We start from the raw sequence: 13359 nt of genomic DNA, 5'->3' as shown, positions 1-13359 counted from the left end.
GAATAATATGCCACCGGCAGCAAGAATAACTGATATGCACACCTGCCCCATGCAGACCCCGGCGTTTCCCTCGCCGATACCACATGTGGGTGGCCCCGTAACAGGTCCGTGTGTGCCCAATGTATTGATAGGGAAAATGCCCGCCGCAACAGTAGGCGATATGTGTGTCTGCGTCGGTCCGCCGGACACGATTGTGAAAGGCTCGTCCACGGTTATGATAGGTGGTAAACCTGCCGCACGTATGGGTGACTCCACGGCACACGGAGGTACAATAGTGATAGGATGCCCCACGGTAATGATAGGAGGATAAAAGAATATGGACGAACAGAAAAATCTGTTGAATGCCGATGCGTTCCTGGGGCGCGGATGGAGCTTTCCGCCCGAACTGACGGACAGTGGTATAAAGATGTCTGCCTACGAACAGGACATCGAGGAAAGCCTGCGCATACTGTTCAGCACATCGCCGGGCGAGCGTGTGAACCGTTACGACTACGGCTGTCCGCTTCGCCGGTATGCCTTTGAGCCGATAACTACGGAAACCATTACGAAAATGCGCAACGACATCACCCGGGCCATCATCCTCTTCGAGCCACGCATCTCGCTGGAAGATGTGTCGTTTGAGGAACAGGCTGACGAGGGATTGTTGCTGATACAGCTGACTTATACCGTTATCCGTACCAACAACCGCAACAACATGGTCTATCCGTTCTACATTAACGAAGGAACAAATGTGTAACCATAAAAAATGCAGAGTTATATGCCATTCTGGAAAAAGATGTTTAACAAAAAGCAACCGGGAACAGAGTGAATCTACATGCTAAAGACAGCTGCCCCGCTATCGGGGCGGTTGTCTTTCAAAGAGGATCGATATATATGACAACGGACAACGAACACAGCGGCACGCTCCGCACCGACTACGAAGCCGATCTGGCGAGGCTAGACGACTTCCCGGCACTGACCGCCGACTGGCGTACGCTCCTGCACCGGCTGATACGGGCGAGCCGGGTAAGTCCCCTCCTGCCCCTGCTGGCAAACAACGTGCTAACCGTGATGGCCGACATCCGACGCAAGAAACTGTCAGGCTATGGCGACACCTTTGCTGATGCACAAGGCACCGCAAAGCAGATCTACTATGCCGCAAAGCTGCAAAAAGACATCGAAGGATGGGTGGTACGGTTGGAAAACTACCTGAACAACACATGGCAAACCGATAGCAACAGCAACTCCGCCGTCGAGATAGCCCGACAGTTAAAAGAACTCCTGGAGCAATCGTTACCCAACGGAAACGAAGCGGACAAACGTAGCTACTACCGGATGCTCCGTACCGTGACCGACCTTCAGTCGAATACCGACCGCTACCTGAAACAGGCGGAAGAAAGCGGTGACACGGAACCGGCCCTGTCCCTGTTGATAGCCTATCTCAAAAACTACGGTAACGTTGCCGATGCCTTCAACAGCCGGCTTGCCGACCTGCCCGGCATCTATCGCCGCGACATCCTGCACGCCGTGCCGAAAGCTATCGAGCAAGACCGCACCTACGTTGTCATCACTCCGACAGCCGAAGCTGAAGCCTTCACTCTCCCCCAAGGCATGTCGTTCCCCGCCGGCCAGAACGCTGCCGGAGAAGACCTGATTTACCGCACGGAGAAAGAAGCCTACATCTGCCCCATGCAATGCACGGAGGTAAATGCCGTATATGCTTCCGTAAAAGAGGCTTTCGGATTATACAAGCAATCCATTCCGCTCCAGAATATAACGACTGCCCGATCGCTGTTCGCTCATGGCGAAGAACTACGTATTGGCTGGCAGATAACCTCCCCCATGTTGGTGCTGAGTGAAGGAGAACGAGAGGTCAACATTCGTTTCCGCCTGACAGCCGACAGTCCTGTACCGAATATACTTGTCGAAAACAGCTTCTTCCTGCAACTATCCACAGCAGAGGGCTGGACACAACAGTCCGCCACCTGCCGTATCGACGGCCACTGCCTTTGCTTCACCTTCACGATAGGTAGCAAGGACATAGCATCCGCTTCCTGCATCGAAGAAATACACGGTGCAACCACAGAATATCCCGCTCTCCGTATCCTGACGAATAATACAAACAGTCCTTACCTGTGGGCGAAAAAACTGAATTTTGAAGCCGTGGAGATACAGACGAAAGTTATCGGCATCCGCAACTTCACCTTTTGCAACGAATTAGGCGAAGTGGATACCGAACAACAATTTTCACCATTCGGCATACAGGGAGATTGTGGTGCATGGTTCTTATTCGGTCATGAAGAACTAGAGTTGAAACCTTTGCAGGAAGTCCGCTTGAAAGGTCACTGGAAGAAGATGGCCGGAACGGAGGCGGAATTTAACGAATTATATCAGGAATATGGCGTAGATGCAAGTTCATTTATTGTGGTAACCGAATACCAAAAAGGTGGCTCGTGGCATTCCTATACAGGAAACAAACAGCCTCTGTTCGTCTCCGATAGCGAGGAAAAACATTCACTTGCCCAGGCGAATATCCTGTTTGACTTTTCAACGGATGCACAAGCCGCTTATGAATATAGCCGTGAGCGTGACGGCTTCTTCCGGGTTACCCTGCAAGCGCCCTCTATAGGCTTTGGTACAGATGCTTACCGCAATAGGTTCACCTCCATCATGATAGAAAACAGCCGCTGCAAAGAGAAAAAACGCAAGCCTCTGCCTAAAGAACCTACCGTCCCGATGCTTGCGGACGTGGAGTTATCTTACATCGCTTCGGAAGTAATCACACTGACCGATACCGGAACATCTTCCACACGGTTGGAGCACATTACGGCATTGTCGGACCAGGAGGCATTCCCTTTGGACGGAAACATGACGCAGCCGTTCTTGCCCGCATCTCCCGCAGACCATTTGTTGTACTTTGCCTTTCTGAACGCAAAGGAAGAACGGACCATCAGAATGTATGTAGATATGGTACTGCCCGAAGAAAGGATACCGTATGATATTCCGCAACCCGATCAGTCGGCCCAACTGGCATGGGAACAGTGGAACGGTACGGGATGGGGAACCCTCCCTGTGGAAATGGTGGTAGCGGAAGAAACCGCAGGGCTGACACAAAGCGGTTTCATTGAAATCGAACTGCCGGAAAAAGTAACCGATGACCGGATGGACAAGCAAGGCAGAATCTGGCTCCGTGCCTCCGTGACGGGCGACATTTCCGCCTGTCTTGCCATACGCAGCATCCGGACGAACTGCATCCGGGTAAAAGCACAAAACGGCAACGGCACACCACTCCCAGCCGGAACGATCCGGGAAATGGCAGAGGAGGATCAACGGATAGCCTCCGTCGTCCAACCTCTATCCGGTTTTGGTGGTACACCGGAAGAAACAGAAACACAGTTCGCCGCACATCAAAGCGCACGCTTCCATAACCGCCACCGTGCTGTCACAATGAAAGACTACGAACAACTCGTGCTGGAACATTTCCCGGAGATAGACAAGGCCCAATGTGTCAGCTACCCACCGGGACAAAATCCGGCGGCAGTAAACCTGATGGTATTCAGCCGGATGGAAGACAGCCGCTATTTCCTTTCTTCTCCCTGGAAACTGGCAGAGATACAACGTTTGATCCGGAGGTACGTATCTCCCTTTGTACGGCTGAAAGTAGTCAATCCCTCCTACCTGCGAATGGAGGTCCGTTGCAAAGTCGTTTTATGGGACAAAGTGAAGGATGAAGCCAGGACACTTCGCCAACTGACCCAAATCGTATGGAACTACCTTGCACCATGGCAAAGGAAAGGTGATCTCCCCACGTTCCGGCAAAGCTATTCTTACAAGGAGATGCATGCCAGGCTGGCGAACCACGAGGATGTGATGCGGCTGTCGCTTTTGGAAGTAAACGGAAAGAGCCTGCCCCATGTGGACTATAACACAGAAGACATCCTCATTAAAGGGGACATGCCCTGGAGCATTTTGCTACCGGATATAAAAAAGATTGAAGCGCTTTCTCCTCACGACGGTATCGAGGAAGCAGAAATCGGAGGAAACTTCATAATAGGATAATGAATATGGAACAGAAAAACAGAAAGACGCTGAAAAGCTATTTCGAGAAAGGCGATGTTCCCACCGAGGAGCAATTTGCCGAGCTGATAGACTCCGTACCGAATATAGTGGACGACGGGCAGGTAATCCGCACCGGGAATGGCTGGGCTTTTTATCCTCCGCAGGACGGGAAGCTCGACATCGACCTTCATACGGCTATAGGGGAACCTGCAGCATGGAAGTTGAGTGTCACGCCGGAAAAAGACTTGCTTTTTAAAAACGGAAAAGATGAAATGATACTTTGCCTGAGGCAGGACAAAAACGTTACCCTGTACGGTAGTCTGCATATAGAAGGTGGGGAAACGCCGGTACCTTCAGGAGATGATTATTTGGTTTTTCCAGCCAACAAACAGTGGTACGACCTGCCGGTGGACATTTCGCACGAAGGCTTCGGTTGCCGTGTGTATAGCATCCATGCTTCTTTCCGGGAACAAGGAACCGGATTGTGCAGGCTGACACGCGCTACTGCCATCTGGCTGAATTATATGGACCAGCGCATCGAATCGCCGGAGAAGCACTGGTGGGGATGGTCCGGCAATATCCGTTTGCGCTGGTTGCAACAGGAAAAGAAACTCCACCTGCAAATACGTACCAACAAGCGGCTTCCATCCGGAGAACTGCACTGTCGGATTGTGGAGATGTACAAAGGATAAGACGAACGAATCATCAGGAACACGGGAATTATGGATGAAAAAGGACCCTATATCAAGCAGCTGGAAGAAGGCGAAAGTCTCTACTCCGGATTATGGCAGCAAATGCTGGATGACGTACAACGGATGTCAGGAATGGTGTGGACCGATTATAATGTCCATGACCCTGGCGTGACGTTGATGGACATAGCCTCCTATGCATTAGCTGAAACCGACTACAAACTCAGTTTCCCCCATCAGGATTATCTGACAGGGGAGAACGGAGAGTTTAATCCGGAATGGTTTGGACTTTACCGTCCTGTAGAGGTTTATACCACCGCTCCTGTCACTACTGAAGATTACCGGAAACTGTTCTTTTCCCATATCCCTGATCTGGAAAACATCTGGCTGGATGCTGATCGGGCCACCGGAGGCTATACCATCAGAGCCGTCCTTTCTCCGTTCGAGGGTAATCCTGAAACAATCAGGCAGCAGATAGAAACGATCTATCAAAGCCATCGGAACCTGTGTGAACATCTTGACCGGATTGAAATCTCACAACCGGAAGAGTTGGAATTTCATGCTGATTTTGAGATAGAACCGGGCAAAGACGCTACACTCATGTTGGCTGAAGTATATTGGACCATCCTATGTTACCTGTCCGGTGCAGTACGTATCTTGACACCGGATGATCAGACAGCAGCCGGTATATCTCCCGAGAACTGGTTGGAAGGTTCGGCGGATGCCATACATGTCGAAATACCGGAACTACAAAATACGGAATACGAACTTTACAGACAACTGCGTGCGGTGGATGGCATTCGGTCTTTCAGCACCTGCTACCTGATGAAGAAAGGCGAGCCGTTGAGCTATTTCACACAGGGGTTCAGCCTCAAAATTCCGAAGAAAGAAGAAGAACTCACGGCATGTATCCATTGTGGCCGGTCCGTTATGCGGGTGGATGTGGAGAAATTCCGGGCATTACTGGAAAGCTTCTACCATACGAAAGGACGTAACCGAGAGATGAAAAACGTGCAAAAGAGATATGACTGGGGAATCCCCCAAGGTACATACCGGGATATATTCTCCCATTATCCCCTGGCAAAAGACTTTCCCGCCTGCTATCGGTTTTCGTGTAATCAGGACGGTTCATCCTCTTTTGAAACCTATCTGGAATTGTACGACAAGGTGATTGAAGACGGACTGGAAGAAGTAAAGAAACTTCCCCGGTTATTGTCGATAATAAACGGAACAGAACTTCCGGCAAAGGTTATCTATGAACGGAAAAGCCGCTACCTGGATTTTCTTGACCGGCTGTATGGAGTGGAAAGCTATCCGGACTGGATGAAAGAATACGGTGGATACGGTGAAACTAAAGAAGAAACCCTGCACCGGCGTATGGATTTCTTACAAAACATAGCACGTCTCACAAAGAACCGTGCCGGAGCAAGAAATATAACCGATTCGGACGGAAAAGAGAATATCATCGTGGTAAAGGAATGGTTTTGCCGTATGATGGGCATCAACCGGAATGAAAACCGGCCGGTAGGCAACGTTTTACCCGGACACAATCTCATTCTGATGAAAACCGACGAAAAAGACAAACGGTTCCGTGACAAACTGACGTCCAGACTTATCTATGAGAAAATGTCCTATACAGAAAATGTACAGGTAGTCTATCCTGTGCTTTTACCGGAAGATAAAAAAGAAAAACTGGAACAATATAGCATGCTGCGGAAGGAGTTGCCCGTGTTCAACCATAACTTCATCAGTAGCGGTTTATTCCGTGGTGGCATCTGCCTGGACAATTACCGCATTGTTCAGGCTGCCGAGAATGAATACATGCTTGTATTCCACGACCGGGAAGAAGAGAGTTGGATGAACCTGGGACGTACAGATGACAAAGAACAATTGAACCTGCTCGCCAATATCCTGCGCCGTTACCTGCTGGAGTTGAACCGTGCCTCGGAAACGCTTTATATTATAGAACCTGTATTGTCGGACATCAAACGTCCGTTCACATTACAACTGGTATTACCGGGATGGACAGCACGTTTTCATGCCCCCCGATTCCGCGAATCGTGTCGTGAACTGTTACGTTCCCTGTTACCGGCTCATCTGACAGGCACGGTTTATTGGCTGGATACTGCCTCTATGCAGGAGTTTGAAGACTGCTATTTATTATGGAAGAAAGCATTGGCGAGACAATACAAGGATGATGCGGAAATCCTCCAAAGCCATATAGACGAAATATTGGAAAAAGCTGAATATAAACAATTGTTAGATGATACGAATTGACAACATATCGTTTGAGTTTACCACTCCGGATGAAAAATTCGCACACGAACTATATGCGGGTTGGGATGTTTTTTGCCGCCACTGCTTCGAGCAAGTGGTGGAGGAATGCCTTTCAACCTACGACAAGGAAAAGGTATTATACGAAATAGAACAACTGGAGTTGGATCTGGGAAGCATCCCCGAAGAATATTTCTACCGGGAATTTCCTAGGCGACTGAAAGAGGTATTGCTGAAGGCGTTACCGACAGGGGGGCTCCAAAGGAAGAGCGAAACGGAGGAAAACGGAGGATCCCGACTGGACAATCTGCTCTTCTATCTGGAATACGGCTACCCGAAAGCAGAATGGGCGGATGAAGATTTCAGCTTGTCGGAAGAATTAGGCTGGCTACTGTCCCACTCCGCACCGGAGCAGTATATCATCCGGATAGCTAGTCTCTGCTTAGAGAAGGAACGCGTCTTTCACCGACTGCTCTGGCAGACGAACAATGCGGACGTGCTTCTCCGCATCTATGCCGCGTCACTATCCGAACCCTCCGCCGGTCTGCATGGAAAACATCGCTTCCTAACCCGGTTGCTGGAGGCAAAACCTGGTATTCCCGTACGTTTCATCCATGAAGCAACAGATGATGCCTCTCTGGGGGGAATGGCGGAACTGCTCGACAGCGTATCCGTCAAACAAATCATGGTGACGGAAGCAGAGGAGCACGCCGAGGTGGACCTGCCTCCCTATTGGCACTATCTGTATGAGTGGCTGATACGCTATTATCCCTATAACGGCATTGCTATGTTCGGTGGCAAGGCGGAGTTTACTAACCACCTGCATCATCGGCTGCTGATATTTATACGTAAACGTAACTACTCTTTCTACCTTTCGAAGGCGGAGTTGACCGTTAGCTTCCTTCTGGAAGTGTTTGGTCCGACTTATTATATCGATGTACTGAATACTATCTACTATCTCCAACCCTACCGTGTGGATGGTTCGCCTACGCATGACGGGTATTTCAGTCAGGAACTGTACCGCATCTTCTTGCAGTTGTCCCTGCTACACCAACCAGCCGTAACAAAGGAAAACACTTTGTCCGTTGAAGATAAAGCATCGTCCGGTTTGAAAGATCCGACAGACATTATGGATATATTACAAGATGTTAAATGTAGCGATGCGGACAAACGAATGTTCATCCGCACAATCGTCAAAGAACAACCGGAGAGACTCATCCAATGGCTCCGATTGGGAATAACCCCAAATATGACAGGAATAGCTATTGTAGCTGCTCTGATCGAGGTTGATACAATGAACTGTATGCTTGCCGCTCTTTCTTTTAACACCCTGCAAGCAGTAGAAGTGATGAGGAATTACCTGCGGCAACAATTTTCAGAAGAAAGTGATTGGTTAAAAGGCACAACCGAAACTCAGTTGGAACTTCTGCTCCGACAATCGGTACTGCTGTGGATTCGGAATGGATACTACCGGCTACCAAACAGATTCGACCAATTGTTGAATCTGTTTTATCAGGAATTGACAGGCAAGGAGGATGAAGCAATCGTTACCCGATTATCCGCCTCCCAGCCTTTGAAGGAAATAAAAAAAGGACTAGGTCTCGAACAGAGCGGAAGATGGAGTATTCAGAGACTACAAGAAATATTATCAGTGTCTGTCGTGACAGATGATATAAAACGCAAATTACTTGTCTGTTTTCTGGAACAATCGTCAAAGGATTACGCTGAAGCGGTACGACAGCTCCATGCATGTGGATTATCGAACTCCCTCTGCCGCCTGATAAGCCAACCGATATGGGAAGAAGTACTTCGACAGTCCACCGTCCGGCTGGTAGGAATCGAAAATACCGCCCTGTTATTGTCCCTCTTCGATGGGTTGATAGCACACGAACGTGCTTTGTCTTCTTATTGGAAAGGAGGTACAAAACCTTTGAAAGCTCGCCTGCTTGTATGGTTGGTCGAAACGATACGGTTACAAGATACACATAAGAAACCGGTAGTGGAATATATCCGTTCTTTATTCGCAGACCTTGTTGGCAGAGAAGAAATATCGGAAGTCATTCTTGCTCTTTGGCGAGAGATGGGACATACGGACTCTCCTGCCACAGAAGAAATCCTACATCTGCTGGTGGATAATGAATCCCGGCAAATCCGGCTTATGAAAACCGATTACAAGGAATGGCTGCGACAAGCGGAAAACGATTCAAATGCCGTTCAAATGCTGTTTAAAAGTCGTTGGAATACAGCGGATGGCTTTATTGAATGGCTGAATGACACTTCCATACCCTATGAGAATAAATCCGGTTTGTTACGACACACCATAACGGAACAACCGGCGAAGTGGATACACCTGCTCCGCGATTTGCCGCATGAGAGTCAATACATAACGGCAATTGCCGGATATGTACCTGCCCCGCTTATGCTACAGGGCATGGCGAAGACGGATTTCTACCAGACCTCCGTATTATCGCAGTTGATGGAGCAGCTGCAACATCAGGAGGAGGAATTGTCACGGATTGTCGGAAGCAGTCTTTCCCTGCCGCTTGCACTCTCGAAAACTCTGCTGCTTTACTTGCAGGACCGCGATACATCAGGCAGAACACTGACAGCTAACGAGATTGCAGGGAAGTTCCTTGCCTTCTTTTATTTCATACAAACCGGCAAAACAGATTATCACAATAATATATTATGGATATCATTTACCAATAAAATTATTTCAAATATGAGTAGTAGTGAAAACAACATGGCTTCAGACGATATAAACAAAATATTGTCGAATGCAAGCAACAGTGATGCGACATTCCAGCAATCTGTCAACTTCTTGATAGACCAACAACCGGAAAAGTTGCTGACTTGGTTAGAGAAGGATGCCAACCTGTCTGAAATAGAACGGATTGCTTTCGTTTCGGACCAGATAATGGCAAAGAGATGGACAGTCTGTTTGTCTACTACAGCCGGATTCGAACAAGCCGGTGTGTTCCAACGATTGACTTCCTGGTTTCTTGATGGTCCTTCCGACAGGATATCTGTCACCGGATTTATCCGGGCGTTGCTGTCATGGGTTAAAGAAACGGACTGGAAAAGGCAGACACCGGATGAAATGGAAGCGTTTTTCTTTTCCCGTCTGTTCGGTAAATCCAATATCTCGTTACCTTTGGAGAAGATCGCGGACAACGGCCTACCGGAAGATACCCGAAAAAGATGGCTGCGCAATTACATGCGTTTCCAACCGGAAGAATTGCTGAAATATATACAAAAAACGGTATCGCAAAATATGTTGCCGCCGGACAAATGGATAGCATGGCTGGATATCGAAGACTGGCTGCGTCTGGCGGCAAGCCTTTCTCTTTCCGACGCAGAGCTTTTCCGGCAGATTCTGGAACACTTGTCAAAAAGGAATACATTTCAGAAGAGCGAATTGCGACAGGCATTGGCTACCTACATCATAAAGAGCCGTACGGATGAATGGATATATGGAGGTCCCGAAGAAACGGTCCGTTCATGGGTGCAGTCACTGCCGGAAAAGAAGGAAGTCGTGAAGGAGGAATTATTGCTGCAACTCTGTGAGATGTTGCAGCTGTCAAAGGACGGGAGAGTCGGAACGGACGAAGCGACAGAAACTCCGGAATTCCTTCTGGTGGAAAATGCAGGCCTTTGCCTGCTCGCCCCCTGGCTTAGCCGACTGTTCGCTATACTCGACTATCTGGATGATGAACGGAAATCGCTCAGGAATACGGCTTTGAAAATCCGCGCCGTATTCCTACTTCAATATATCGTCTACGGAGAGGAACGGGAATACCGAGAAACAGAACTGGTCTTCAATCGGCTACTTGTCGGATTGCTCCAACATATACCGATCCCGAAACAGCTGCCTCTTACCAGTGAAGAAAAGCAGACCGTCGACTCCATGGTGGCAGGCATAAAGGCTAACTGGCCAAGTATGGACGGCACATCGGTAAGGGGCTTCCGCCAGAGTTTCCTTGCCCGCAGTGGTACATTGGAACAGCAGGAGGAACGGTGGCTGCTTACGATGAAAGAAAAGACACATGACATCCTGCTTGAATCCATCCCGTGGAGCTTCAGGCAGATACGCTTCCCGTGGCTAAAGAAATATGTACAGGTCATGTGGCACGAGAAACAAAAATTCCAATAAATTGACGGACCATAAAATATATAAAATGGCAACTGAAAAAGTATATCAAGAGAAGACAGCACGCACCATCCAGCAGAAACTGGATGGTGGCGGCACAATGCAATTCGTGGATAACCGTCCGATGAACCCGGTCTTGCAACAGGTGGAAGAAGACGAAGAAGATACCCTGCAAGGCAAGTTCAATCAAGCTCTCCAGCGGGAAGAGGATGAAGAAGACATGCTTCAAGGTAAATTCGAACAGCCAGTCCAGCGCGAAGTAGATGAAGACGAAGCCGCCCTGCAAGGCCGGTTTGAAGCTCCCGTTCAGAAAAAGAATGAAACCGGCATGCCCGACCACTTGAAAGTCGGCGTGGAAGAACTTTCCGGCCTCGCGATGGATGATGTAAAGGTACATTATAATTCGGACAAGCCGGCTACAGTAGAGGCGCTCGCCTATACACAAGGTACAGACATCCATGTAGCTCCGGGACAGGAACAACACCTGCCCCATGAGGCATGGCACGTGGCCCAGCAGATGGCCGGTCGTGTGGAACCTACCACCGAAGTAGGCGGAATGCCGGTGAATGACAATGTCGCACTGGAACACGAAGCCGACATGATGGGCGCAAAAGCGAACAGTCTTTAATGAAGAATTATGCGTGAGTATATCGAATGGTTCAACCAAGTATTAACTGTCGCCATCCAGCTTTACTTCCATCAGGAGTCCGAGTACAAGCAGCTAAAGGATGTGTATCCGCCCCGAAACGGCTGGATGGAGGCGGTGACGGGACAAACGGCCACCAATTTTGAAGAACGAATCGTTATTATGCTTGCCTTGATGCCCCATATCTGTCCGCAAATACTGGACATCTTCTTTGTGCAGAACAAGAACTTTGACCGCCAGTACACCGAGTTCGGCGGTTGGAAAGGATTGTCGCACGGAGGATTCCTTCCTACGGGTGAAACCGCTTCATTCATCCTTGCCGGGGAGGACGTGGAGAAGCGGAAGGAGGTCATCCATATGTTCTCAAAAAGCCACTGGTTCTACGGAAAAAATATCCTGCGGCTGGAAGGCGCAGGCGAAGGAGAGCCGCTGCTCAGCAGCCAACTCCGTGTATCTGAGGAATTCCTGAGCCGCGTACAACTCGATGTAGAATATAAGCCCGATTATACCACCGGCTTCCCTGCCAAACGTATCACCACAGAACTGGACTGGGAAGATATGGTACTGGACTACCAGGTGACGACTGAACTGGAAGAGATCAATACATGGATTTCTTCCGGCAAGATCATCATGGAAGACTGGGGGTTGTCGCGTATCCTAAAAGCCGGATATCGTTCGCTGTTTTACGGTCCTCCAGGTACAGGGAAAACACTCGCAGCGACATTGCTGGGTAAGAAGAATAATATGGATGTATACCGGATAGACCTATCCATGATCGTTTCCAAATATATCGGGGAAACGGAAAAGAATCTGGCAAAAGTATTCGATCTCGCTGAAAACAGGAACTGGATTCTCTTCTTTGATGAAGCAGACGCCCTGTTTGGCAAACGTACTTCCACCAACACCTCCAATGACCGCCATGCCAATCAGGAAGTGGCTTATCTCTTACAGCGTATAGAAGACTTCCCCGGCATAGTCATTCTGGCAACAAACTTACGTTCGAACATCGACGAAGCATTCTCCCGCCGTTTCCAATCAGTAATTTACTTTCCAATGCCGACTGAAGAACTACGCGCTGAAATATGGCGAAAGATGCTGAAAGGTTGGCCGGAGGATGTAGACGAAGACCTGATTACCATGGCTGCTAGAACAGAACTTTCGGGAGGTTCGATAGCCAACGTAGTCAGACGGTGTGCATTAGCAACAGTAAATCAGAAAAATCAATCTCTGGATAAACTTATATTAAAAAATGCACTGCAAAAGGAAAAACTGAAATGATAAGAAGGTAGGTATAAAAAGAAAAGCGTCGAAATGATAGTATCTCAACGCTTTTCTTTTTATGTGACCGCGACAGGATTCAAACCTGTAACCGGCTGATCCGTAGTCAGCTACTCTATTCAGTTGAGCTACGCGGCCAATCTTTATATTTCTGTTTAAACTTTAATTCGGATAGTGACCGCGACAGGATTCAAACCTGTAACCGGCTGATCCGTAGTCAGCTACTCTATTCAGTTGAGCTACGCGGCCAATCTTTATTTCTGTTTAAACTGTAATCTCGAATG

Annotated in this window: 8 protein-coding genes and 2 tRNA genes; 8 read left to right on the top strand and 2 right to left on the bottom strand. The window is 48.7% G+C overall.

Features of this window, described 5'->3' with window-relative positions:
* The first annotated feature begins 7 nt into the window (after nucleotides 1-7).
* From DWW91_RS08930 to DWW91_RS08895, 8 genes are all read left to right on the top strand, one after another.
* Nucleotides 8-310 (top strand): PAAR domain-containing protein, encoded by a 303-nt coding sequence (locus DWW91_RS08930; protein ID WP_010803126.1) that lies wholly within the window; start codon nucleotides 8-10, stop codon nucleotides 308-310.
* 6 nt (nucleotides 311-316) lie between these two features.
* Entirely contained in the window at nucleotides 317-736 is a 420-nt protein-coding gene (locus DWW91_RS08925) for a GPW/gp25 family protein (RefSeq protein WP_007656712.1), read from the top strand.
* A 137-nt stretch (nucleotides 737-873) separates the two neighbouring features.
* Nucleotides 874-4038: a hypothetical protein gene (locus DWW91_RS08920; RefSeq protein ID WP_233584442.1), complete on the top strand. Its 3165-nt coding sequence runs from the start codon at nucleotides 874-876 to the stop codon at nucleotides 4036-4038.
* Nucleotides 4039-4043: 5 nt separating this feature from the next.
* A complete protein-coding gene (locus tag DWW91_RS08915; RefSeq protein ID WP_007656714.1) occupies nucleotides 4044-4730 on the top strand; it encodes a hypothetical protein in 687 nt (228 codons plus the stop codon).
* 30 nt (nucleotides 4731-4760) lie between these two features.
* Nucleotides 4761-7004 carry a hypothetical protein gene (locus DWW91_RS08910; protein ID WP_122327501.1) on the top strand — a complete coding sequence of 748 codons (2244 nt, stop codon included), beginning with the start codon at nucleotides 4761-4763 and terminating at the stop codon, nucleotides 7002-7004.
* Nucleotides 6991-11154: a contractile injection system tape measure protein gene (locus DWW91_RS08905; RefSeq protein WP_122327500.1), complete on the top strand. Its 4164-nt coding sequence runs from the start codon at nucleotides 6991-6993 to the stop codon at nucleotides 11152-11154. The genes DWW91_RS08910 and DWW91_RS08905 overlap by 14 nt, the downstream gene beginning before the upstream one ends.
* 25 nt (nucleotides 11155-11179) lie before the next feature.
* Nucleotides 11180-11779, top strand: a complete 600-nt coding sequence (locus tag DWW91_RS08900; RefSeq protein ID WP_122327532.1) for a DUF4157 domain-containing protein — start codon at nucleotides 11180-11182, stop codon at nucleotides 11777-11779.
* 9 nt (nucleotides 11780-11788) lie between these two features.
* On the top strand, nucleotides 11789-13075 hold the full coding sequence (locus DWW91_RS08895) for an ATP-binding protein (protein WP_122327499.1): 1287 nt from the start codon (nucleotides 11789-11791) through the stop codon (nucleotides 13073-13075).
* Between the two features lie 64 nt (nucleotides 13076-13139).
* Here the strand turns inward: DWW91_RS08895 and DWW91_RS08890 are convergent.
* A tRNA-Arg gene (locus DWW91_RS08890) sits at nucleotides 13140-13213 on the bottom strand.
* A gap of 37 nt (nucleotides 13214-13250) precedes the next feature.
* Nucleotides 13251-13324: transfer RNA gene (locus tag DWW91_RS08885), tRNA-Arg, on the bottom strand.
* Nucleotides 13325-13359: the final 35 nt, after the last annotated feature.

It is taken from the genome of Parabacteroides sp. AF17-3 (assembly GCF_003635445.1).
GTDB lineage: Bacteria > Bacteroidota > Bacteroidia > Bacteroidales > Tannerellaceae > Parabacteroides > Parabacteroides goldsteinii.
Note: the sequence above shows the minus strand (reverse complement) of the source record. Positions and strands in the feature narration are given on the sequence as shown.

Bases quoted from the DNA above. Each gene is read 5' to 3' on its own strand.
- DWW91_RS08920 (WP_233584442.1), top strand. From the start codon at position 874: ATGACAACGGACAACGAACACAGCGGCACGCTCCGCACCGACTACGAA.
- DWW91_RS08895 (WP_122327499.1), top strand. From the start codon at position 11,789: ATGCGTGAGTATATCGAATGGTTCAACCAAGTATTAACTGTCGCCATC.
- DWW91_RS08925 (WP_007656712.1), top strand. From the start codon at position 317: ATGGACGAACAGAAAAATCTGTTGAATGCCGATGCGTTCCTGGGGCGC.
- DWW91_RS08915 (WP_007656714.1), top strand. From the start codon at position 4,044: ATGGAACAGAAAAACAGAAAGACGCTGAAAAGCTATTTCGAGAAAGGC.
- DWW91_RS08910 (WP_122327501.1), top strand. From the start codon at position 4,761: ATGGATGAAAAAGGACCCTATATCAAGCAGCTGGAAGAAGGCGAAAGT.
- DWW91_RS08905 (WP_122327500.1), top strand. From the start codon at position 6,991: ATGATACGAATTGACAACATATCGTTTGAGTTTACCACTCCGGATGAA.
- DWW91_RS08930 (WP_010803126.1), top strand. From the start codon at position 8: ATGCCACCGGCAGCAAGAATAACTGATATGCACACCTGCCCCATGCAG.
- DWW91_RS08900 (WP_122327532.1), top strand. From the start codon at position 11,180: ATGGCAACTGAAAAAGTATATCAAGAGAAGACAGCACGCACCATCCAG.